Source organism: Nocardioides sp. Z43_10 (assembly GCF_059766615.1).
In genome coordinates this window covers 441,900-463,728 of sequence record NZ_JCBAJY010000002.1, presented here as the reverse complement: position 1 = coordinate 463,728, position 21,829 = coordinate 441,900, and the positions used below count along the sequence as shown (strand labels likewise).

At 64.9% G+C, this 21,829-nt stretch carries 19 protein-coding genes and 4 pseudogenes; 11 read left to right on the top strand and 12 right to left on the bottom strand.

Going from position 1 to position 21,829, the window contains the following annotated elements:
- The first annotated feature begins 467 nt into the window (after positions 1–467).
- The 4 genes and pseudogenes from AC6EI4_RS05480 (at position 468) to AC6EI4_RS05465 (ending at position 4,120) form a co-directional block, all read left to right on the top strand.
- Entirely contained in the window at positions 468–1,544 is a 1,077-nt protein-coding gene (locus tag AC6EI4_RS05480) for a glycosyltransferase family 4 protein (protein WP_498450818.1), read from the top strand.
- 150 nt (positions 1,545–1,694) lie between these two features.
- The gene (locus AC6EI4_RS05475; protein ID WP_498450817.1) at positions 1,695–3,047 is read left to right on the top strand and encodes an O-antigen polymerase; all 1,353 of its coding nucleotides are present in this window, start codon (positions 1,695–1,697) and stop codon (positions 3,045–3,047) included.
- Positions 3,048–3,381: 334 nt separating this feature from the next.
- Positions 3,382–3,495: pseudogene (locus AC6EI4_RS05470) on the top strand (helix-turn-helix domain-containing protein); the annotation flags it as partial.
- A gap of 346 nt (positions 3,496–3,841) precedes the next feature.
- Entirely contained in the window at positions 3,842–4,120 is a 279-nt protein-coding gene (locus AC6EI4_RS05465; RefSeq protein WP_498450895.1) for a hypothetical protein, read from the top strand.
- On the opposite strand, the pseudogene AC6EI4_RS05460 reads toward AC6EI4_RS05465, so the two are convergent.
- Positions 4,074–4,697: pseudogene (locus AC6EI4_RS05460) on the bottom strand (IS30 family transposase); the annotation flags it as partial. The gene AC6EI4_RS05465 and the pseudogene AC6EI4_RS05460 overlap by 47 nt on opposite strands.
- 67 nt (positions 4,698–4,764) lie before the next feature.
- Here AC6EI4_RS05460 and AC6EI4_RS05455 point away from each other — a divergent pair.
- The 5 genes and pseudogenes from AC6EI4_RS05455 to AC6EI4_RS05435 form a co-directional block, all read left to right on the top strand.
- A pseudogene (locus AC6EI4_RS05455) lies at positions 4,765–5,920 on the top strand (IS21/IS408/IS1162 family transposase).
- Positions 5,920–6,732, top strand: a complete 813-nt coding sequence (gene istB, locus AC6EI4_RS05450; RefSeq protein WP_498450816.1) for an IS21-like element helper ATPase IstB — start codon at positions 5,920–5,922, stop codon at positions 6,730–6,732. The pseudogene AC6EI4_RS05455 and the gene istB (AC6EI4_RS05450) overlap by 1 nt, the downstream one beginning before the upstream one ends.
- Positions 6,733–7,223: 491 nt before the next feature.
- The gene (istA, locus tag AC6EI4_RS05445) at positions 7,224–8,486 is read left to right on the top strand and encodes an IS21 family transposase (protein WP_498450815.1); all 1,263 of its coding nucleotides are present in this window, start codon (positions 7,224–7,226) and stop codon (positions 8,484–8,486) included.
- Positions 8,486–9,292: an IS21-like element helper ATPase IstB gene (gene istB / locus AC6EI4_RS05440; protein WP_498425444.1), complete on the top strand. Its 807-nt coding sequence runs from the start codon at positions 8,486–8,488 to the stop codon at positions 9,290–9,292. Before istA ends, istB (AC6EI4_RS05440) begins: the two co-directional genes overlap by 1 nt.
- Before the next feature lie 58 nt (positions 9,293–9,350).
- Positions 9,351–9,458 (top strand): annotated as a pseudogene (locus AC6EI4_RS05435) (helix-turn-helix domain-containing protein); the annotation flags it as partial.
- On the opposite strand, the gene AC6EI4_RS05430 reads toward AC6EI4_RS05435, so the two are convergent.
- Positions 9,441–9,719, bottom strand: a complete 279-nt coding sequence (locus tag AC6EI4_RS05430) for a helix-turn-helix domain-containing protein (RefSeq protein WP_498450894.1) — start codon at positions 9,717–9,719, stop codon at positions 9,441–9,443. The pseudogene AC6EI4_RS05435 and the gene AC6EI4_RS05430 overlap by 18 nt on opposite strands.
- 333 nt (positions 9,720–10,052) lie before the next feature.
- Positions 10,053–10,265: a hypothetical protein gene (locus AC6EI4_RS05425; protein ID WP_498450814.1), complete on the bottom strand. Its 213-nt coding sequence runs from the start codon at positions 10,263–10,265 to the stop codon at positions 10,053–10,055.
- Between the two features lie 80 nt (positions 10,266–10,345).
- Here AC6EI4_RS05425 and AC6EI4_RS05420 point away from each other — a divergent pair, with 80 nt between their 5' ends.
- Positions 10,346–10,579, top strand: a complete 234-nt coding sequence (locus AC6EI4_RS05420) for a hypothetical protein (protein WP_498450813.1) — start codon at positions 10,346–10,348, stop codon at positions 10,577–10,579.
- A gap of 311 nt (positions 10,580–10,890) precedes the next feature.
- Positions 10,891–12,204 carry an ISL3 family transposase gene (locus tag AC6EI4_RS05415; RefSeq protein ID WP_498450812.1) on the top strand — a complete coding sequence of 438 codons (1,314 nt, stop codon included), beginning with the start codon at positions 10,891–10,893 and terminating at the stop codon, positions 12,202–12,204.
- A gap of 297 nt (positions 12,205–12,501) precedes the next feature.
- On the opposite strand, the gene AC6EI4_RS05410 is transcribed toward AC6EI4_RS05415, so the two are convergent.
- From AC6EI4_RS05410 to cysC, 9 genes are all read right to left on the bottom strand, one after another.
- On the bottom strand, positions 12,502–13,767 hold the full coding sequence (locus AC6EI4_RS05410) for a lipopolysaccharide biosynthesis protein (protein WP_498450811.1): 1,266 nt from the start codon (positions 13,765–13,767) through the stop codon (positions 12,502–12,504).
- Positions 13,757–14,293 carry a serine O-acetyltransferase gene (locus tag AC6EI4_RS05405; protein WP_498450810.1) on the bottom strand — a complete coding sequence of 179 codons (537 nt, stop codon included), beginning with the start codon at positions 14,291–14,293 and terminating at the stop codon, positions 13,757–13,759. The genes AC6EI4_RS05410 and AC6EI4_RS05405 overlap by 11 nt, the downstream gene beginning before the upstream one ends.
- Before the next feature lie 6 nt (positions 14,294–14,299).
- Entirely contained in the window at positions 14,300–15,259 is a 960-nt protein-coding gene (locus tag AC6EI4_RS05400; RefSeq protein WP_498450809.1) for a glycosyltransferase, read from the bottom strand.
- Positions 15,260–15,285: 26 nt separating this feature from the next.
- Complete coding sequence (locus AC6EI4_RS05395; RefSeq protein ID WP_498450808.1) at positions 15,286–16,161, bottom strand: glycosyltransferase; 876 nt, start codon at positions 16,159–16,161, stop codon at positions 15,286–15,288.
- 502 nt (positions 16,162–16,663) lie between these two features.
- The gene (locus tag AC6EI4_RS05390) at positions 16,664–17,914 is read right to left on the bottom strand and encodes a sulfate adenylyltransferase subunit 1 (RefSeq protein ID WP_498450893.1); all 1,251 of its coding nucleotides are present in this window, start codon (positions 17,912–17,914) and stop codon (positions 16,664–16,666) included.
- A gap of 62 nt (positions 17,915–17,976) precedes the next feature.
- Entirely contained in the window at positions 17,977–18,891 is a 915-nt protein-coding gene (gene cysD / locus AC6EI4_RS05385) for a sulfate adenylyltransferase subunit CysD (protein WP_498424200.1), read from the bottom strand.
- Positions 18,892–19,017: 126 nt separating this feature from the next.
- Positions 19,018–19,995 (bottom strand): sulfite exporter TauE/SafE family protein, encoded by a 978-nt coding sequence (locus AC6EI4_RS05380; RefSeq protein WP_498424198.1) that lies wholly within the window; start codon positions 19,993–19,995, stop codon positions 19,018–19,020.
- Positions 19,995–20,528 (bottom strand): arsenate reductase/protein-tyrosine-phosphatase family protein, encoded by a 534-nt coding sequence (locus AC6EI4_RS05375; protein WP_498450807.1) that lies wholly within the window; start codon positions 20,526–20,528, stop codon positions 19,995–19,997. The genes AC6EI4_RS05380 and AC6EI4_RS05375 overlap by 1 nt, the downstream gene beginning before the upstream one ends.
- Complete coding sequence (cysC, locus tag AC6EI4_RS05370) at positions 20,528–21,799, bottom strand: adenylyl-sulfate kinase (protein ID WP_498450806.1); 1,272 nt, start codon at positions 21,797–21,799, stop codon at positions 20,528–20,530. The genes AC6EI4_RS05375 and cysC overlap by 1 nt, the downstream gene beginning before the upstream one ends.
- Positions 21,800–21,829: the final 30 nt, after the last annotated feature.

The window sequence follows — 21,829 nt, the reverse complement described above, 5'->3', positions numbered from 1 at the left end:
GCGTGACAAAGCGTCATCACTGGGGCATCGATGCCTCAGACCCTTGGGAAATGGCATTGACCCTAGCGGGTGGGCGGGCTGGCTGCACATAGAAGAAGATCTGCGCTGCGCAGTCTTCTGTGGAAGGATGTATGGGACTGGGGGCGCACGATGAGCACCTAAGTTGAACTCAATGTCATCCCGAGGCGCGGCAGCGATACGACATGATTGGCGTCGACGCTCCCGTCCACCGCTGCAGCACTACTTTCCGACCGAACCGACGGAGCCCCGTTGATCGCCCTGTATGACCTGACCGGCCGTCGACGCACAGTGCGACACAGCGAGCAACTTGATGCGGGACTGAGGATGACTTGCGACGTTCTTCTCATGGCGGCCCCGCGTGGTCGCGGAGGAGTGCGGCCGCGAACCCCTCGACCTGGAACGAGGTCGTCAGATGCCGCGCGTGATAGGTCTCAACGGCCCGAGGCATGGAAGATAGCGCGGGGGTCGGTCTCGTGACGCGGATCCTTCATGTAACAGAAAGCGACGGTGCCGGCACAGCCACCGCGCTCCGACAGTACATACATGCGATGCCCTCGGCGGAGCACCATCTTCTTCGGCGGGTACGTCCGGAGTCGGCGCCTTCGCCAGTCGATGATGTATTGTTTGCGTCGGTTTCTGAGTTGTACGGCGACCCCGTCCGGGCATTCTTGCAACTTCGTTCCTTGAGTCGGCGTCTTTCGCCAGACGTCATCCACGCACACTCTAGCTTGGCTGGCGTCGTCGTCCGAGTTGCCTTCTTCTTTGTCCGTCGTCCTCGAATTGTATACACCCCTCACTGCTTTGCGTTCGAGCGACGTGACGTGGGGCCGGCGCGTCGATTGTTGCTCAGAATGGTCGAATCGGTATTAATTCGTCGCACCGATGCGGTGGCTGCATGTTCGGGTCGCGAGGCTCAGTTGGCAGATAGATTGGGGGGCAGATTCGTTCAGCATGTTCCGAACGTAGTGGAACTGTCTTCAAATCAGTATTCGGCCGCGCGAGACTCGCGCACGCGATCTGTGGTGACGATCGGTCGAGCCTGCGCACAGAAGGACCCCACGTATTTTTCTTCCGTTGCCAAAGCGTTGCCCGGGGACGTGAGATCCATTTGGGTCGGCGGTGGGGACCCAGAACTCATTCAAGAGCTTGAGGCTGCAGGGGTCGAGGTAACCGGCTGGGTTGATCGCGGGGCGGCACTGGCGACTGCGGCAAACGCGAGTGTCTACGTACACACAGCGGCGTGGGAAGGATTCCCCATGGCAGTTCTCGAAGCGAATGCGCTGGATTTGCCGATTCTTTGCCGCAGGATCGGCGCACTGGAGGGCGCCCCCGCCGAGGCGCTTGCCGAGACCCCAGAGGAACTGGCGGCGCGGGTGGTTGCGGTCCTTCGTGACGACGAGGCCCGCGAAATGAATCGCAAGGCTTGGGCGACGTTTCTTCGGCACAATACCGTTGCAAACCAAACCGTCGCATTGCGTCTGTGCTATGGCTTGCAGAACCAAGGCGCTGGATCAGTCCAATAAGCTCTGTGGTCGCGCCGTTTAATTGGCGATTGCCGCCGATTCGCCGTCGCGCGCTGGACGCAGCGTAAGGTAACTCCCGTAGTATTGGATAGCCCTGTCAATTGAGCCCGAGCGGTCTCGCCGGTTCCTCGAGTAAATGGTGGAGGATGAATGGGGTTCGCGCTGCTACTCATGGCCCTCGGGGTTGTGGGGCAGGTGATTATGCTGCGGGGGGGAATGCCGTGGCTAAATCCGGTCAGCGCCCTAACGGTGCCGTGGATTGCAGTCCTCCTGATGGCTGCCCCAAGTGGCGCCATGTCGCCGGCGATGTCGGGGCAAACCGGATTGATGGTCTGCACGTATGTAGCAGCTGGCGTTCTCGGATCGTGTCTCGTTGTGTTGATCCGAAAGGCGGGAACTCGGGACAATGATGGCGATGGACCGTCCGCCTTCCTAGTCAGCGCGAAGGCGCACTGGGGCTTAACCGTCCTCCTTGGGGCCTTCGTCGCTAGAACATACCTACAGAATCGCGACCTGATTGCCCAAGTGGGTGGGCTCCGAAAGATCTTCACTGCATCGTCTAACAACTATGCGGGAATCGAATATAAACTACTCCAGGACATGGCTGGCGAGGTAAGTAGAAGTCAGGGCTTCGGGCTGGTCGATATCCTGGACGGCGCGCTCGGGTACGTGTTGTTTATGGGACACCTCTCCTTGATAACGGGGGCGGTTATTGCGCGAAATGGGAAGTGGGGTCCAGTGATGGCCCCAATTCTGCTCGTGGCAGTGGTGTCTTTCCTGACGCTTCAGCGAACCTCTCTGGTCCTCGGCATGCTGCTCTTTGGCTTCGCCTATATGCTGACCCCGAGGGCGGCCGGTAAGCGGTCCATGCGGAAGGTAGTTCCGCGCGTCGCTATAATTGTTGTGAGCGTCGCCACCTTGCTCATACCTTTGCAGGTGCGGAATGCGAGCCAGGCGCAGAATAGTACGGGCTATGAATCTCTAGTTCAGTACTCCAACTCGTCGTTAGCCGGATTAAATACTCGTCTCATTCGAGATGGGGATCTTGCGCCCCCACCGTCATTGCTGCCCGGCAGTGTTTCGCCGGACCCCGGTTACGGAAGTTATACGTTTACTGGGGCGGCAGCGGTTGTCTCGCGTTTGGGAATACCTGTACCAGTCGCACCTCACGCCTTGGACTATAGGGGAGTAACTCTCCACGGTGAGCGCGTCAATACGAATACCGCATCCGCGGTGTACGACGCCTATCTCGATTTCGGTTACCTCGGTCTACTGCTCATTCCGGGCATGCTTGCTGGCGGTGCCGTTCTTGCGCAGAGGAAGGCCGCCCAGGACCCGACCCTGGTGCCGCTGGCCAGCTTGTTGCTCGGGGCTCTCGCGTGGTCGTTCTTCGTGAATGCTTTTGTTGACGATGTTCGTTATCCGATAATGGTCGCCTTGGGTGTTTTTCTCGCTCGTTCCGGGTTTTTGAGCCCTAGTGAACCGGAGTTGCGGCGAATGTAGTCCGCGAGGAGGGGCGTATCGCTGGTATACCTGCCACAAGCTAGATTTGGCTGGCGCGGTGGCGTCGATGAATCCTTTTCCGCGGCGTGCGCCTTTCTCGACGGTGCGCTAGTGGCGCGTGTCGTAAATAACTAGATAGTTGGGGTCTGAAATCACGTGGCATGGCGAATCGCCCTGCTCCTGCCCTTGTCCTTCGCGATGGTGACCGTGCCGAGCTTGAAGGCTGGGCTCGCTCGAACCGGGTCGGTGCGACGGCAGCAAAACGCGCACGCATCGTTCTGCTGGCCGGTGACGGCGTCGCAACACGCGGATCGCGGAGCTGACCGATGCGACCGTGACCACGGTGCTGAACTGGCGCGGGCGCTATGAGGAGCGCGGGATCGCGGGTCTGGCGAACGCGCCACGTCCGGGCCGGCCGCGCCAGCTGGATCACCGCGCCATCGTTGCCGAGACGCTGAAGCCGCCGCCGAAGAAGCTCGGCGTGACGCACTGGTCGACCCGACTGCTGCCGAACGGCTCAAGGTCTCCAACACCTCGATCGCACGAGCGTGGCGGTCTTACGGGATCAAGCCGTGGAAGGCCGAGTCGTTCCGGTTCTCCACCGACCCCGAGCTGGTCGGCGAGGTCACCGACATCTGCGGGCTCTACCTGGCCCCGCCGGAGAACGCGATCGTGCTGTGCATCGATGAGAAGTCCCACATCCAAGCTCTGGACCGGACCGTGCCGATCCTGCCCATGCAGGAGGGCCGAATCGAGCGCAGGCGCACGACTACTATCGTCACGGCAGCAGTACCCTGTTCGCCGCCCTGGACATCGCCACCGGGCAGGTCACCGCCGCGCTGAAGCCGCGACACCGCCACCAGGAGTTCTTCGCCTTCCTCAAGCAGATCGAGCGGACCTACCGCCACGTCCTTGACGAGGATGGGGTGCCGGTCGAGCTGCACCTGGTGATGGACAACTACGCCGCCCACAAGCACAAGAACGTCCGCGCGTGGCTCGCTGAGAATCCCCGGCGGTCTCCAGGTCCTAGTGCAACACCGGGGTTTCGTACGGTCTGCCCAGTATCTCGTTGAGGGCCTCGGCTGGTGTGCGCCAGTCGAGGGTCTTGCGGGGTCGGCCGTTGAGTTCGCGGGCGACAGCGGCAAGGTCCTCGGGGGTGTAGCGGCGCAGGCTGGTGCCCTTGGGGAAGTACTGGCGCAGCAGACCGTTGGTGTTCTCGTCCGAGCCTCGCTGCCAAGGGCTGTGGGGATCAGCGAAGTAGATGTCGATGCCAGCGTCGACGGCGATCCGGTGGTGCATCCCCATCTCTTTGCCGTTGTCCCAGGTCAGCGACCTGCGTAGCTCCTCTGGAAGCGCGGCGGTCGTGGGAGTCAGGGCACGGTAGAACTCCTCGGCGGTACGACGCCCAGGCAGGTGGACCAACATCACGTAGCGCGTCGAGCGCTCGACCAGGGTCCCGATCGCCGAGCCGTTGTGCGCACCCACGATCAGGTCACCCTCCCAGTGCCCGGGCATCGCACGGTCCTCGACCTCGGCGGGGCGCTGGTTGATCGGAGTGGTGCCCACCAGGTGCCCACGCCCCGACCCTGCAGCCGCGCGTCCGCCGCGCGGTTGGCGGCGTTGACGTTGGGTGCGCAGGTGCCCGGTGAGTGTCGACGACGCTCGACAACTGAACGGTTTCGACGCTTGAAAAGTGAACACTCACCTCGATCGGAGAGTGATCACTGTGGAGGACTGGGCGTTGATCCGTCGGCTTGCCGGCGAGGGCGTTCCGAAGACGCAGATCGCCAGCAGGCTGGGGATCTCACGCACGACCGTGATCAAGGCGCTGGCGTCCGATGGCCACCGAAGTACGAGCGCGCGGCGGCACCGACGTCGTTCGCACCGTTCGAGCCGCTGGTGCGGCAGTTGTTGAAGGACACCCTAGACATGCCGGCAACGGTGATCGCCGAGCGGGTCGGCTGGACCGGGTCGATCACGTGGTTCCGCGACAACGTCCGCCGGCTGCGGCCGCAGCTGCGGCCAGTCGACCCGGCCGATCGCCTCGTGTGGCTGCCAGGGGATGCGGCGCAATGCGACCTGTGGTTCCCGCCCAAGAAGATCCCGCTCGAGGACGGGACGAAGACGCTGCTGCCGGTCATGGTGATCACCGCCGCGCACTCGCGCTACATGGTCGCTCGGATGATCCCCACGCGGCACACCGGCTGATTTGGGACAACGAGTCCGGCATCGGGCGCGGTAAGCGGCACGCTGAGGGCGTCGCTGCGTTTGCGGGCGTCCTGGCCACGACCGTGCAGCGACTGAAGCCCTACGACCCCGAGTCAAAGGGTGTGGTGGAACGCCGCAACGGCTACTACGAGACGTCCTTCATGCCCGACGGGTCCTTCGCGTCACCGGCTGACTTCAACGCTCAGCTCGCCGCCTGGCTGAGCATGGCGAACAGCCGGGGGGGGGTGCGCACCATCAAGGCCAAACCCGTCGAGCGACGCGACGCCGATCGGGCCGCGATGCTCCCGCTTCCCCCGATGCCGCCGACGGTCGGGTGGATCAACCGGGTGCGCCTGGGACGGGACTACTACGTCCGCGTCGACTCATCGGACTATTCCGTTGATCCGGCCATGATCGGCCGCTTCGTCGATGTCCATGCCGACCTTGAGCGGGTCCAGATCCGCCACGAAGGACACCTTGTCGCCAAGCACGAGCGGGTCTGGGCACGCGGCATGACCATCACCGACCCAGCACACGTCGCGACAGCGAAGGTGCTGCGTGAGAAGTTCCAGCGTTCCCGCCCCGTGAGCGACCCGGATGCGGGGTTGGTGCGGGACCTGGCCGACTACGACCGAGCCTTCGGCCTGAGCGGTGAGGTGGCGTGATGACCAGCAGCAGAGGCAAGAAGAGCGCCACGACCGAGGCGCTCAAGCAACTGACTTACCTGTCATCAGCGATGAAAGCGCCACGGATCATCGAGTCCGCTGCCCGCCTTGGGGACCACGCACGTGTCGCCGGCTGGAGCCACCAGGAATACCTTGCCGCAGTGCTGGATAGTGAGGTCGCAGCCCGCAACGCATCGGGTGCCCAGCTGCGGATCCGGGCCGCGGGGTTCGGTTCCCGCAAGACGATCGATGAGTTCGACTGGGACGCCCAACCGGGCGTGCGGCAGCAGGTCGCCGCACTCGCATCCGGCGGGTTCCTAAGCGAGGGACGCAACGTCGTCCTGCTGGGACCGCCCGGCACCGGCAAAACCCATCTGGCCACCGGCCTTGGGATCGCGGCAGTGAACCACGGCCACCGGGTGCTGTTCGCGACCGCGACAGAGTGGGTCACCAGGCTCACCGAAGCACACCGCGCCGGCAAGCTCCCGAACGAACTGGCACGGTTGCGGCGCTACGGGCTGATCATCGTCGACGAGGTTGGCTATCTCCCGTTCGAGCAAGACGCCGCGAACCTCTTCTTCCAGTTGGTCAGCAGCCGCTATGAGCACGCCTCGTTGATCCTGACCAGCAACCTGCCGTTCAGCGGCTGGGGAGGCGTCTTCGGCGACCAGGTCGTCGCCGCCGCGATGATCGACCGCGTCGTGCACCACGCCGACGTCCTCACCCTGAAAGGCGCCTCGTACCGGCTACGCAACCGCGGCATCGACACCCTGCCCAGCATCCGCGAGACTGCCGACAACCAGCCGAACTAGGCTGCCCACACCGTTCACTTTTCGAGCGTCGAACTTGCCTGAACTCTAGCGTCGTCGACACGGTGAGCTCGCGTTTGAGTGACCCGCGGGCCTGCACGAACAGCGACTAGCAGATCGTCTCGGCACTCATGTCAACGCCTAGCGAAAACTGACCCCCTTTGCCGGGCGGGTTCTACCTCACGTCGCAACACTCTCCTGCTGGGAGATGGGCGTGGAGATGGCGCGACGAGGCCGTAAGCGGCGATTGGGCATTGAGGACGAGTACTGGCAGCTGATTCTTACGGGCGTGGGCACCGTGGAGGCGTGCAAACTCGTCGGGATCGGACGAAAGACCGGCTACCGGTGGCGCGCGGAGCTGGGTGGGCTCCCTCCGCGGCGACAGCCTGAGGGACAGCGCTCAGAGCGATATCTGTCGCTGATTGTCGACGCTCCCCGAAAACTAGGCCAGTAGCGCTCCTCGAAAAGTAGGCCACCCGACCACGATGGATTGGGTGATGACAGTGGAGGACTGGGCTGAGATCCGGCGTCTGCACGCGCAGGAGCAGATGTCGATCCGGGCGATAGCCAAGCACCTGGGGATCGCGCGGGACACGGTCACAAGGGCGGTGAACTCGACGTCCCCGCCGCGTTACGTCCGACCGAAGGCGGCCTCGGCATTCGACGCCTACGAGCCGCGGGTGCGGGAGCTGTTGAAGGAGTTCCCGACCATGCCGGCCTCGGTGCTGGCCGAGCGGGTCGGCTGGCAGGGGTCAGCGTCGTGGTTCCGCAACCGGATCGCGGTGCTGCGCGTCGACTACGCGCCCCGTGACCCGGCGGACCGGTTGGAGTATCGCCCTGGCGACCAGGCCCAGTGCGACCTGTGGTTCCCACCGGTCACGATCCCGCTTGGACCAGGACAGACCGGTGCCCCACCGGTGCTGGTGATCGTGTCGTCCTACTCCCGGTTCATCACCGCGACCATGCTGCCCACGCGCACCACCGGCGACCTGCTGGCCGGCATGTGGGAGCTGCTGTCGAACCAGCTGGGCGCGGTCCCGCACCGACTGATCTGGGACAACGAGGCAGGCATCGGGCGGCGCAACAGCTACGCCGAAGGAGTGGCCGGGTTCTGCGGCACCCTGGCCACCCGGATCGTGCAGCTCAAACCGTTCGACCCTGAGTCCAAGGGCATCGTGGAACGCGCCAACGGCTACCTGGAAACCTCGTTCCTGCCCGGCCGGACCTTCACCAGCCCAGCGGACTTCAACACCCAACTCGCCGCCTGGCTCCCGGTCGCCAACGCCCGCACCGTGCGGCGACTCAGCGGTCGCCCTGCCGAACTGGTCGCCATCGACAAGGCCGCGATGCTGGCGCTGCCCCCGATGCCCCCGATGCCCCCGATGCCCCCGGTGACCGGGGTCCGCACCCGGGTCCGGCTGCCACGCGACTACTACGTCCGTGTCGCTGGCAACGACTACTCCGTCGACCCGAGTGTGATCGGACGGATGGTCGAGGTCCATGCCGACCTGTCCACCGTCCAGGTCACCTGCCAAGACCAGCTGGTAGCCAACCACGCCCGCAGCTGGGGCACCGCGGTCACCATCACCGCCCCCGACCACGTGGACACCGCTCGCCGGTTGCGTGAGGCCTACGGGCGTCCCGCGGCCCCGACCAGTGGTGACCTGCTGCGTGACCTGGCCGACTACGACACCGCCTTCGGTGTCGACCTGCCCACCCACACAGGACTCGACGACACCGACGGCGAGGTGGCCTGATGCCCACGACCACTACCGCCAGCCCGGCAACCGAGTCGGTCAAGCAGATCGAGTACCTGTCCCGGGCGTTGAAAGCACCCCGGATCCGCGAAGCCGCCACCCGACTGGCCGATCAAGCCCGCGAAGCGTCCTGGACCCATGAGGAGTACCTGGCTGCGGTGCTGTCGCGTGAGGTGTCGGCGCGCGACGCGGCCGGCGCCGAGCACCGCATCCGCGCCGCAGGCTTCCCCGGGCGCAAGTCACTCGAGGACTTCAACCTCGAGCACCAGCCCGCGCTCAAGCGCGACGTCGTGGCCCACCTAGGCACCGCAACGTTCATCGACGCCGCCCAGAACCTGGTGCTCCTCGGCCCGCCCGGCACCGGAAAGACCCACCTGGCCATCGGACTAGGGATCAAGGCCGCCCACGCCGGACACCGAGTGCTGTTCGCGACAGCCACCGACTGGGTCACCCGACTCCAAGAAGCACACGCCGCCGGACGACTCAGCAACGAACTCGCCCGGCTACGCCGCTACGGGCTGATCATCGTCGACGAGGTCGGCTACATCCCCTTCGAGCAAGACGCCGCGAACCTCTTCTTCCAGCTCGTGTCCTCACGCTACGAACACGCCTCACTGATCCTGACCAGCAACCTGCCCTTCGCCCGATGGGGCGACGTGTTCGGCGACCAGGTCGTCGCCGCAGCCATGATCGACCGCATCGTCCACCACGCCGACGTCCTCACCCTGAAAGGCAGCTCCTACCGGCTCAAAGACACCGGGATCGCGACACTTCCCTCAGCACGAGCCGAGAACACGGCACAATGACCAACACCGAAGTGGCCTAACTTTCAAAGAGCAGAACCGGCCCAACATTCGGGGAGCGTTGACACTGATCGAACGCCAGCGGATCGCCACGTTGCGTCGTCAAGGGCTGTCACTGCGGGAGATCGCTCGACGACTCGGTAGGTCTGCGTCAACGATCAGCCGCGAGCTGCGGCGCAACACCGCCGCGCACGACGTGGAGGGCTACGACGCCGACCTGGCACACAGCCGAGCCCGAGAGCGGCTCGAGCGCGACCACGCGGTCTCCGCGTGGCCGCCGAGCCGGGCCTTCGAGCCGCGATCGAGTCACCTCGGCGATCCGGGCGATGCTGGCCCCAGCGGCCAGCATCAACCCGATCGTCTCTCGCTCCTGAGAGGTCAAACGCCGATAGGAACACCCGGTCCGGCCGGCTCGCGGAGGTGGTGGCATCAAGCCACCCAACCCTGCGAGCCAGCGCCGCGCCACGGCGTACGACACACCGATCGACTCAGCAGCCTCGCGCAGCTCCACGCCATCTTTGAACAACCGCCACAACCGCTCCCGCGTCCCAGCCGGGACCTCCACACCACGCGCCACAAGCACCTCCAACATCGAGGCGTTGCACTAGGACTTGGAGACCACCCCACTCAAGGCGCTCATCGTCACCGCCCTGCAGACCTGCGCGAGCACCTCGCCGGAACCTCCGACAAGATCCTCATCGACAGATGCGCATCACTGCGACCGGATGCGGTGACCTCGCCGACCGCCAGCGTGAAGCACTCCCTACGGACACTCGCGAAGCGCTACCAGGCGCTCGACGCCGAGATCCGCGAGCACGACACCATCCTCGACGACCTCACCCGGTCCCACGCACCAACCCTGCGCGAAGGCCTCGGCATCGGCGCCGACACCGGGGCCGAGGTGCTCATCGTCTTCGGCGACAACCCCGAGCGCGTCCACTCTGAAGCTGCGTTCGCCAAGCTTTGCCGGGTGCACGCTGCATTCGGACCGCTGGTCGCAATTTTCGTGCGCGGGAGTTTCAGCAGGAACTGTGGTGCCATCAGCTCATCGGATCGATGGGCCAGGTCGGCTCAGCCGGCGACAACGCGGCCATGGAGAGCTTCTTCGCGCTGCTCCAGAAGAACGCCCTGAACCGGGATCGACGGGCCACCCGCGAGGAACTCCGCATCGCGATCGTGACCTGGATCGAGCGGACCTACCACCGTCGCCGACGCCAAGAACGGCTCGGACGATTGAGCCACATCAGGTTCGAACGCATCATGAACAAGGCCGCCGATCAGGCAGCCTAGTCAGAAGTCCCCTGATCGTTCAGCAGTCCCGGTCGAGGTCGAGGCAACGTGGAGCACCTACCAACACATGATCGGCCTTCAGCACGAGCCTGCCCGGGTCCTGGGGCGCGCACAGATGGACAAGCTGGTTGCTGCGATCAGTACCGCTGTGCCGAGGGTGCTCGCCGGGGTCGCCACGCTGGGTAAAACGGCTCATCCCAGTTGAGGGTGTAGCGGCCTTATCCGGGGTGGTCGGCGCGTCAGTGCCCGGATAGGGGTCGAGGTCTCCACAAGATGGAAGTTCTCACGCTCGCCATCTGGAAGACCTCGACGTGCCTGACGCTACCTTCGCCTGCCCCGACGTGACCAAGTTCTGCCGCCTCGACGAGCTCGGCCTCGTCGTGATCGGCCAGCGCCTCGAGCCCGATCGAGCCGTCCTCGCGTGTCGGGTTCTCGAACCTGATCAGTGGTGCCGACGCTGCGGCTGCGAAGGGCGCCCACGCGACACCGTGACCCGGATCTTGGCCCACGAACCACTCGGCTGGCGTCCGACCACGCTGGTCGTGACGATCCGTCGCTACCGGTGCGCCGACTGCGGGCACGTGTGGCGCCAAGACACCACCCGGGCCGCCGAACCGCGAGCGAAGCTCTCTCGCCGCGGGCTGCGGTGGGCACTCGAGGCGATCGTGGTGCAGCACCTCACCGTTGCCCGCGTCGCCGACGGCCTCGGGGTCGCGTGGGACACCGCGAACGACGCCGTCCTGGCCGAAGGCAGACGGGTGCTGATCGAGGATCCCGCTCGCTTCGATGGCGTCAGGGTCCTCGGCGTCGATGAGCACGTGTGGCGTCACACCAGGCGCGGCGACAAGTACGTCACGGTGATCATCGACCTGACGCCGATCCGTGACGGCACCGGTCCGGCCCGGTTGCTGGACATGGTCGAGGGTCGCTCGAAGCAGGCGTTCAAGACCTGGCTCGCGGCCCGCCCGCAGGCCTGGCGCGACGGTGTGGAGGTGGTCGCGATGGACGGGTTCACCGGCTTCAAGAGCGCCGCCACCGAGGAACTACCCGACGCGGTGACGGTGATGGATCCCTTCCACGTCGTCCGTCTAGCTGGCGATGCCCTGGACCGCTGCCGCAGGCGGGTCCAGCAGAACCTGCACGGCCACCGGGGCCGCAAGAATGACCCGCTGTACAAGTCGCGCCGCACGCTGCACACCGGCGCCGCCCTGCTGACCGACAAGCAGCGGCACCGGTTGAGCGACCTGTTCGCCACCGACGGCCATGTCGAGGTCGAGGCGACCTGGGGCATCTATCAGCGGATGATCGGCGCTTACCGCGAGCCCGACCGCGTCCTGGGGCGCGCACTGATGGAGAAGCTCATTGCTTCGGTCAGCACCGGTGTCCCGAAGGCGCTCGTCGAGGTCACCACGCTGGGCAAGACGCTGACCAAGCGCGCCGTCGACGTCCTGGCCTACTTCGACCGACCTGGCTCATCGAACGGCCCCACCGAGGCGATCAACGGCCGGCTCGAACACCTCCGCGGATCAGCCCTCGGTTTCCGCAACCTGACCAACTACATCGCCAGGGCACTGCTCGAGACCGGCGGGTTCAGACCACGACTCCTACACCCTCGATTGGGATGAGCCGGTAAAACGCAGAGCCAGGGCGCCATCGCTGTGCTGGCCTACTTCGTCGGCCGGGCATTGATTCAGAACTTTCGCCATGCAACGGGGGGCGACACGCTCCCTATGCGATTCCGCTAGGGACACCGCCTTTGCGCCAGCACGGCGAGGGTCACTCACGTCGGCGTCTGTCCACCCTTGGCGTCGGTAAAATGTTGGGAACTTACTCCTCGGCCAGGAATCCAGGAGTTGAACGCCGACCCTTACTTGCCGGGCGCCGAATCGGACTTCTCGGCCCACAAAGCCGAGATTAGATCCCTACTTGGGGTCGCTGACCATGCTTGTGCTATCCGGTGCCTGGACTAGCGGACCGGGTCGCCGCCGCAGCCCTACCCACAGGAGAGCTGCCATCGAGAGTGCTAGCAAGACACCTCCAGTGACTGCCACCACGCCTGCGCCGGCGACTCCGTTCTTGGGGATGACAGCGAGATTTAACGAGACTGCCAAAATGCCGATGGCGAACTGGAGTCCAGACCGTGCCCATTGACGACCAGCACCCATGAGTACATCCCCGAGTACCGAGTACGCAGCCTGAAAAATCAGTACAGGCGCCAGGAGGCGTAGTAGGGCCACTGAATCGGCGAAGTCATCACCCAAAAGGAGCGGAAGTGCAGGAGCAGCGACAAACGCTACGACTGAGCCGAACGCGGCCAGGATCAACGCTTGTAAAAAGATCCCCCTACTTGCGGACCATGCGTTGTGGAGTCCAGATTCACCCGCTCGGAACATGCTTCGATTCGCCGAGTATGCGATGGCTTGGATAGGGATATATGCCATCGCAATGACCTTCGATGCCACGGCGTAGTGGCCAGCTGCCGAAGGGTCAACGAACTGGGCAAGCAAGTACTTGTCAGAGTCCATGTGTAACGATCTCGAAGTCATTCCGAAAGCGAAAGGAAGACCGGAGGCTGCCGTGCTGCCCAGTGCCGACGGGTGGCGCTCCCTTGGGGTGCCGCGCAGGGAGGCCCAAATAGCGCCCCCGGCCAAGAGACTCATTGCCAGCCCGTAACTGACCAGCCATTGCTGGAAAGATGCGCCAATCAAGAGGCTAATGAGGCAAGCCACAAGTTTGGATGCGCTCAGCAGAAAGTTGAGCACCGCCGCATCTCGAAGTTTGCCGATTCCTTGGCGTACCTGCATGGAGGTGTCGATAACACGAACGCAGACCACCTCTGTCCAGCACATCACCACGGGCAACCACCACGGGCCCTGAGAGCCAGCGAGCAAAAGCCATACCAGTATAAGAGCTGGCGGAAAAGTTATGATGTTGAGAATTATGGCACTTCGGTACGCAGAACGTGCGACAAATGGATTCCGAGATGTCTTTAGGAGTGCGACATTGCCGGCCCCAACCCCCCCCAGGCACCCGACAACGGTGCAGATTGCGAGCGCGGCAGAGAAGGTGCCGAAAGGGTTGGCACCCAGCAGACGTGCAAGGGAAACGAAATAGGCTGCCTGCAGTGCAAAGGAAGCCGCGAAGGACAAGAACATCCAAGCGGTGCCGTGTCGGGACTCAGTGTTCACCCTGGCCTCGGCGCATCGGACGAGCCGGGACTCCTACCAGAACAGTGTCCGCGGGCGAACTCTTCGTACACACTGCATTGGCGCCGACTATGGTCCGATCGCCTAATGTCAGCGAGCCGAACACTTTGGCACCGGCGCCCAAAAGAACATCGTCACCGATGGTCGGCGACTGCGCTGCCGGGTCGTCGCTTGGCGTTGGCACACCGAGGGTTACTCCCTGTTGCAGGGAACACCGATTTCCAATGACGACGCCCTGCCCTATGACAACACCCTGAGGATGATAGAGGGTCAATCCTGCCCCGACGACAGCACGCCATGCTAGGTCCGCCCCGGTCAGGAACTGGTTCAGCTGCTTGACCGCGTCACCCACGAAGGCGGACCGTGCGCCCGCGATCTGGGATAGACGAAACAGGATCGCGGCCAGAGTCCTAGCGCGAGTCAGACCGCGCAGGAGGGAGACGGCGGGCCTCGTCGTTTCGGATGGACTAATGTCCTGCACGAGGTAGGCGACTACGGGATTTCGCATGAGACCCTATCGAAGTTCTTGAAGGTGGAGACTATTCGCATTCCGATACGGCCTCGGAATTCCTCGGCGACCTTGTAGGCCGTGTCCGACGGCACGGCAGAAGCGGACGAGCGATCCTAAATTAAAACTGCGACAATCTCGAACGAGAGAGATTGCAATGTATGCGACAAGGTTCGCTGCAAAACGAACTCTACTGCGCTCCCTCTGAGCAAGAGTCCAGTCGAACGACGTTCGATTTCTTACGGAGAAGTACTGGCGAACAGCACTCGTACTAAACACGATCGAACTGACGTTCGAATTGCTGCTGTGTGACCATTTCGGATCTATGTCTTCGATGAATGGCGTTTGCACCAACCTAATCGGGCATCCGTAGGTAGAGAAACGCTCGGTGTACCAGGTGTCGTCCTCGTACAGAACCAGTGAGGGGTCGGGTAGTCCGATCTTGATGGCAGCCGCGGATGTGAAGAGAAGGCCCCCGTAGGGGGCATACGGAACGACACTAAGGCTTTGGCCCAGTCCGCGGTTGAATATGGTCCTTAGCTTATGGGTCAGGTCGAAGTACATGAAGGACCCAGGTGGCGGATGCGGAGTCCCACGTCGCGCACGCTCTAAGAGGTCGTCATGCCGACAGGGCATGAGCGCCTGATAGGCCTGACCTGTGCTTGCTGCTAGGAGCGCGCTAAGGATGTCGTCCCGAACGACATTGTCGTCGTCGAGCAGCCATATCCATTCACTGCCGTGCTTGAGCGCCTCCCTGATCCCGACGTGGAAGCCTCCAGCGCTTCCCGCATTAGCCGGTATTCGGATCATGCTGAGGGGCACGTCTCTGAGGGCGGTCTGAAGTTCCAAAGAATCGAATTTAGATAGTCCATTCGAGACTAGGACAACTTGTTGCGCTCCCGCTTTGTGCGCAGCGCGGCATGTCGTTTCAGCCAGTTTACGCCTTTGGCCGTAGGTTACTACCACGGCGCAAACGCTGGCGCCCTCATGCCTCACAATGCGCTCGCCCGTGATCTAGCGACGCGGAGGGCATCTTGGGCCTGAACGAACTGCAGTGAAGATAATGGCACATACTTGCGCTTGACTATCCTGGATGATCCGCCAGAGTGTGCCAAGCAAACCTGGAGTACATACCGAGTTGTAGCATTCGCGAAAGCAAGCATACGTCGCGCGCTCGATGGGACGACTTGCTTGCTTCCACGGATGACGCGAATATTGTCACGGAAGGTTAAGTGTATCTTCCGCATCTGGAGCGTCGCGGGAATTCGGTAGTAGAGCAGGGCCTCGTCGAGTTTCTCGAAGCAACTGTGCGCGTGCGTTCTTAACCACAGATCCTTGTCTTCGGCCCTGATGACCGAGGGGTCATAAGGGTTTGCTTGAAACCACTCGGTCTTTCCGGCGACCGTGGGGTGGGTGAATGCATTGCTTCTCAGGTAGCCAACAGATGTTTGTGGCATGACCGATTTTTCTCGGTACAGCCCGAGGAGGCGAGTTTCGCTATCAATGACGTATGCGCGACTGCCGACGACGTCGAGGTTTCGCGTGGTTAGGGCTGATCGAAGAGCGCCGAGACGTTCGGGGTGCATGATGTCGTCCGCGTCCATCCGGGCCAGAAACTCGCCGGTAGCGAGTCCCGAGATCTCGTTGAGTGTGGCCGCTAAGCCGAGATTCTTGGTTCGCCAGTGATAATGAACTCGGGAATTGTGCGAGGCGAGTCGTTGAAGTTCGACCTCGGGCGCGAGGCAGCCGTCTTGGAAAAGTATCAGTTCCCAGTCCGGGTCGGTCTGCACAAGGACAGAACTGATCGCCTCGCGGAGATGGTCATCTAGCGCCAAAAAGGGAATCCCGACGCTGAACAGACTGCTCATCGTTCAAAACCCTTCGGAAGGTGGCGTGGCATCGATCAATAACAACACGCTGCACGTAGTGGTGCCGACGAGAGGATCCGCTCGGGCTGGGGCTGACTAGAGCGCATCCCTGCTCGCGCCTGCAGTTTAGACGAAGTGTGTGCGGAACAAGTTCATTTTCTGATGTCTGCGCGCTCTGATCGTCGGCCAATATGGGCGCGCTTGCTGCATAGGTGGCCCTAGATCGCCATGGTTCAGGGCGCCGGTTCTGAACGGTTCGTCTACTGCCGTACGTCATGTTTATGACGCTGACCGCGTCCAGTTATTTGGACGCGGTCAACCGGACAAGCGCTGGATCCAGGTTGTCCTCGCGCGTCGAGCGACCGCCGGAACGGCGTGCCGGAGGTGCGCACGGTAGGGCCCGACCAGCCGCGGCCGTACGTGGGTTTCACCGGGACTGCGTCGAGCCTCGCTACTTTTCCCTAGCCGAAGGGGCGCGCGGGGTACCCTGCGGATCACCGGGCTAGCCAGCGGTGTTGATCATCCCGGCGCCGACCGTGATCCCCGTGGCCTCGTCGATCAGGATGAACGACCCCGTCGTCCGGTTCTTCGAGTACGGGTCACACAGTAGCGGCACTGTGGTACGGAGTTGGACGCGGCCGATCTCGTTGAGGCCGAGCTCCTTGGTCTCCTGGTCGCGGTGCAGCGTGTTCACGTCGAGGCGGTACTGCACGTCCTTGACCAGCGCCCGCGCGGAGCGGGTGGTGTGCTTGATGGCCAGCTTCTGGCGCGGACGCAGCGGCTCGTTGGTCATCCAGCAGATCATCGCGTCGATGTCCTGCGACGGCTTCGGAGCGTTGGCCGGACGGGCGATCATGTCGCCGCGGGAGACGTCGACGTCGTCCTCGAGGCGGATGGTCACGCTCATCGGCGGGAACGCCTCGGTGACCTCCTTGTTGAACAGGTCGATGCCGGCGATCTTGGACGTCATGCCGCTGGGCAGCACGACGACCTCGTCGCCGGGCTTGAGGACGCCGCCGGCCACCATGCCGCCGTAGCCGCGGTAGTCGTGGTGCTCGTCGGACTTGGGGCGCACGACGTACTGCACCGGGAAGCGCGCGTCGATCAGGTCGCGGTCCGAGGCCACGTGGACGTTCTCCAGGTGGTGCATCAGCGTGGGCCCGGAGTACCAGGCCATCTTCTCGGAGCGGTTGACGACGTTGTCGCCCTGCAGCGCGGAGATCGGGATGACCTGGAGGTCGGGGATGTTGAGCTTGGTGGCGAACTGGGTGAACTCGGCGTGGATCTTGTCGTAGATCTCCTGGGAGAAGTCCACGAGGTCCATCTTGTTGATCGCCAGCACCAGGTGCGGGACCCGGAGCAGCGACAGGATCACCGCGTGGCGGCGCGACTGCTCGGTGAGGCCCTGGCGGGCGTCGACCAGCACCAGGCCCAAGTCGGCGGTCGAGGCGCCGGTGACCATGTTGCGGGTGTACTGCACGTGGCCCGGGGTGTCGGCGATGATGAACTTGCGGTTGGGCGTCGCGAAGTAGCGGTAGGCCACGTCGATGGTGATGCCCTGCTCGCGCTCGGAGCGCAGACCGTCGGTCAGCAGCGCCAGGTCGGTGTAGTCGTAGCCCTTGGACTGGCTGGTCGCCTCGACGGCCTCCAGTTGGTCCTCGAAGATCGACTTCGAGTCGAGCAGCAGCCGCCCGATCAGCGTCGACTTGCCGTCGTCCACGGATCCGGCCGTCGCGAAGCGCAGCAGGTCCATGTTCTCGTTGAGGGCCGCGGCCGCGGTCTCGTGGGCGACGGTCTCGGGAGCGGGGGCGGTCATCAGAAGTAGCCTTCCTTCTTGCGGTCTTCCATGGCCGCCTCGGAGAAGCGGTCGTCGCCCCGGGTGGCGCCACGCTCGGTGACGCGGGCGATGGCGATCTCGTCGATGATCTCGGCGGTTGTGGAGGCGGTGCTCTCCACGCAGCCGGTCAGCGTCAGGTCGCCGACGGTGCGGAAGCGGACGGTGCGCACGCTGGCGGTCTCGCCGGGACGCATCGGGTTGAACTCGCTCTCGGTGAGCAGCATCCCGTCGCGCTCGAAGACGCTGCGCTGGTGGGAGAAGTAGATCGTGGGGATCTCAATCTTCTCGCGGTCGATGTAGGCCCAGATGTCGAGCTCGGTCCAGTTCGACAGCGGGAAGATCCGCATGTGCTCGCCGGCGTGGATGCGGCCGTTGTAGAGGCTCCACAGTTCGGGGCGCTGCATCTTGGGGTCCCACTGCCCGAACTCGTCGCGGTGGGAGTAGACGCGCTCCTTGGCGCGGGCCTTCTCCTCGTCGCGGCGCCCGCCACCGAAGGCGGCGGTGAAGCCCTCCTCCTCGATGGCGTTGAGCAGGGTGCCGATCTGCAGCCGGTTGCGGCTGGTCTTGCCGTCGTCGACGACGATGCCGTTGGCGATCGCGTCCTCGACCGAGGCCACGATCATCCGCACGCCCAGCCGGTTCACCCAGGAGTCGCGGCAGGCGAGCACCTCGGGGAAGTCGTAGCCGGTGTCGACCTGCAGCATCGGGAACGGGATCTTCGCCGGGTAGAAGGCCTTCTCGGCCAGGCGGAGCATCACGATGGAGTCCTTGCCGCCCGAGAACATCAGGACCGGCTTCTCGAACTCTGCGGCGACCTCACGGAAGATGTGGATCGACTCCGCTTCCAGCTGGTCGAGCTGACTCAGCCGGTAGTCGGCGTGCGTCTCAGTCATGACTGAATGGGGACCTCTCGTTGGGACAGCAACCGTCATCGTAGCGGCGCCATGCGGAGGGCAGCGAAACGCTCTCAAATGCGCCGCCGTGGCGTGTGACCTGGGGCATCGCGGGGTACGCCGTGCCTACTCCTTGCCGGCGGGCTGGTCGGCCGGGCGCTCGCCCGCCGGACGCTCGCGCTCCGGGTGGCGCCAGGCGCCGGAGTTGGGGTCGAAGGCGGGCAGCCCCCGGGTCTGGCGCACGAAACCCCAGGCCAGCGGGCCGAGCAGCAGCAGGCCGGCCCCGATGATGCCGACCGCCTCCGGGCTGACGCCGAGCAGCTTGAGTCCGGTGAGGCTCAGCACGATCACGATGCCGCGGCGGATCACCGACTGGCTGACCCAGTGGGCGATGCGGGCGCCGATGAACGTGCCGGGGATGCCGCCGATGACGAGCGGGATCAGCACCTCCCAATCGACGCCGCTGACCAGGACGTGCCCGATCGCCGCCGAGAGCACCAGCGGGACGGCCTGGACCAGGTCGGTGCCGACCAGGCGCAGCGCCGAGAGCGTGGGGTAGAGCAGCAGCAGCGCGACCATGATCAGCGAGCCCGAGCCCACCGAGGTCACCCCGACCAGCAGGCCGCCGACCGCGCCCACCAGCAGCGTCGGGATCACCTTGATCTCGGGGTTCTCCGCAGGCGCCTCATTGCCGGAGGTCACCATCCGCAGCTGCAGGTACATCCGCAGCGTGTAGGTCGCGGCGGTGAACAGCAGTGCCACGCCGATCGCGGTCTTGACGAACTCCTCCTGCTCGGGGCCGCCGCCGAAGTAGTCGATGATGAAGGCGCCGGCGAACGCGAACGGCACCGACCCGGTGATCAGCAGCCCGGCGAGCTTGAGGTCCGGGGACCCCTTGCGCCAGTGCACGCCGGCGCCGACCGACTTGGTGATCGAGGCGGAGACCAGGTCGTTGGCCACAGCCGCCGTGGGGGAGACCCCCAGGAAGATGAGCGCGGGCGTCATCAGCGCGCCACCGCCCATCCCGGTCAGGCCGACGACGATGCCGACGCCGAAGCTCACGACGAGAACGGCCAGGGCTGCGGTGGTGAGAAGCTCGTCCATCAGTTCTCCGGAAGGTCGAGGAGGGGCGGGAGGATCGTGTCGAGCAGCCCCGTCAGCAGCGTCGCGCTGGCGGCCGCGGCGGCGGGGCCACGACGGTAGGGGTCCGAGACGTCGAGAGCGACGTCGGCGGGGCCACGGTGCCGGCCGGCCTCGGTGAGCAGGGCCCGCCCCCTCAGCGACGGGTCGAGCTTGCCGACCGTCTGGGCGAACTGCCCGAGGGTGAACACCTTGCGGAAGGCCGCGACGTGGTCGTCGAGGATGAAGCTGCGGTGGGACTGCTCGGCGGTCAGCACCAGGTCGGCGTCGCGGACCAGCGCGCCGGTGAGACGGCGACTGCGGAAGTCGCCGTGTGCGATGCCGCGGTCGGTGAGCTCGGCGGCCATCACCTCGTCCATCGCGTGGTCCACGAAGCCGTGCGTCCCGGCGCTGGAGACCGCCACCTGGCCCGCGGCGCCGAGGGCCTGGCGCGCGTAGAGCTCCATGAACGGGGAGCGGCAGATGTTGGCGGTGCAGACGAAGAGGATCGAGAGCATCAGGGGGTCACGACAGGATCGACCGACGAGACGGGCAGGTCCAGCAACCCGGCCTCGCGCAGCGCGATCAGCACGTCGTCCACGGCGTCCTCGATGGGCCGTCCCGTGGTGTCGACGCGCACCGCGGCGTCCTCGGGTTCCTCGTAGGGCGAGGAGATGCCGGTGAACTCCGGGATCTCGCCGCGCCGGGCCTTCGCGTAGAGCCCCTTGCGGTCGCGGCGCTCGCACTCCTCGAGCGGCGTCGCGACGTGGATCAGGAAGAAGGCGCCGCCGGCGTCCTCCACCATCTCGCGGACCTGTTGGCGGGTCTCCTCGAACGGCGCGATCGGGCTGCACACGGCCACCCCGCCGTGCCGGGCGATCTCCGCGGCCACCCAGCCGATCCGGCGGATGTTGGTCTCCCGGTCGGCCTTGGAGAAGGTCAGCCCGGCCGACAGGTTCCGCCGTACGACGTCGCCGTCGAGGCTGGTGACGGTGCGGGTGCCCTGCTCGAGCAGCCGGTCGATCAGCGCGCGGGCCAGCGTGGACTTGCCGGAGCCGGACAGGCCGGTGAAGAAGAGGACGAGACCCTGGGCGTCGGGGGCCGGACGGTCGGCCGCGACGACGGCGGCGATGTCGTCGGGGTAGTGATCGCCGGTCGGCTGCTGCGCCGCCCCGTCGACCATCGCGGGCTGAGTGGGGGCCTGGACCGGGTCGGGGCCGGCGTAGTTGGCGACGACCTGGACGCCCAGTGCGTGGTCGACCTCAGGGTCGCCGTGCGAGGCCAGCGGAACGGCGACGACGTGGCCGTCGTCCAGTCGGGCGGCGGCGAGCAGGCTGGCCCGGATCAGCGCGACGGGGGAGAGGTCGGGGGTGCCGGCGCCGACCAGCGCCAGCAGCACGACCCGGCCACCAACGGCGCGCAGCTCCTCGATCTGGCTGGTGGTGAGCGCATCGACGACCGGGACGAACCTGGCGCCCGCGTGCGCCGCGCGGGTCTGCTCCGGGGACAGGTACAACCGACGGAACGGCCCGAACGCGGCGTGCGTGAGTGGCGTGACGTGACCGGTGAGCGGCGCGACCAGGGCCAGCGGCAGGCCCTCGGGGTCGACCAGCTCGACGGCGCCGGCCGCGCGGGCCGGGGTCGCGACCTCGTCCGGGAGGGTCAGCGTGACCGGGGAGCTCGGCTCGTTGAACGCCGTCAGCGGAGCCAACGCGCCCTGGGCGAGCAGCTCCAGGTCGTCGAGCTCGGTCAGGGTCGGGCAGTGCTGAGGCACGGGTGGGGTCGACACGGGAGCATTGTCCCAGAGAGCCCCTGACTA

What these genes read in the sequence shown, in the direction of transcription:
- AC6EI4_RS05480 (WP_498450818.1), top strand. Translation starts at nt 468, where the DNA reads ATGGAAGATAGCGCGGGGGTCGGTCTCGTGACGCGGATCCTTCATGTA.
- cysD (WP_498424200.1), bottom strand. Translation starts at nt 18,891, where the DNA reads ATGACTGAGACGCACGCCGACTACCGGCTGAGTCAGCTCGACCAGCTG.
- AC6EI4_RS05395 (WP_498450808.1), bottom strand. Translation starts at nt 16,161, where the DNA reads ATGAGCAGTCTGTTCAGCGTCGGGATTCCCTTTTTGGCGCTAGATGAC.
- AC6EI4_RS05375 (WP_498450807.1), bottom strand. Translation starts at nt 20,528, where the DNA reads ATGCTCTCGATCCTCTTCGTCTGCACCGCCAACATCTGCCGCTCCCCG.
- istB (WP_498450816.1), top strand. Translation starts at nt 5,920, where the DNA reads ATGACCAGCAGCAGAGGCAAGAAGAGCGCCACGACCGAGGCGCTCAAG.
- AC6EI4_RS05475 (WP_498450817.1), top strand. Translation starts at nt 1,695, where the DNA reads ATGGGGTTCGCGCTGCTACTCATGGCCCTCGGGGTTGTGGGGCAGGTG.
- istB (WP_498425444.1), top strand. Translation starts at nt 8,486, where the DNA reads ATGCCCACGACCACTACCGCCAGCCCGGCAACCGAGTCGGTCAAGCAG.
- AC6EI4_RS05380 (WP_498424198.1), bottom strand. Translation starts at nt 19,995, where the DNA reads ATGGACGAGCTTCTCACCACCGCAGCCCTGGCCGTTCTCGTCGTGAGC.
- AC6EI4_RS05430 (WP_498450894.1), bottom strand. Translation starts at nt 9,719, where the DNA reads ATGCCACCACCTCCGCGAGCCGGCCGGACCGGGTGTTCCTATCGGCGT.
- AC6EI4_RS05420 (WP_498450813.1), top strand. Translation starts at nt 10,346, where the DNA reads ATGGGCCAGGTCGGCTCAGCCGGCGACAACGCGGCCATGGAGAGCTTC.
- AC6EI4_RS05405 (WP_498450810.1), bottom strand. Translation starts at nt 14,293, where the DNA reads ATGCGAAATCCCGTAGTCGCCTACCTCGTGCAGGACATTAGTCCATCC.
- AC6EI4_RS05390 (WP_498450893.1), bottom strand. Translation starts at nt 17,914, where the DNA reads ATGGACCTGCTGCGCTTCGCGACGGCCGGATCCGTGGACGACGGCAAG.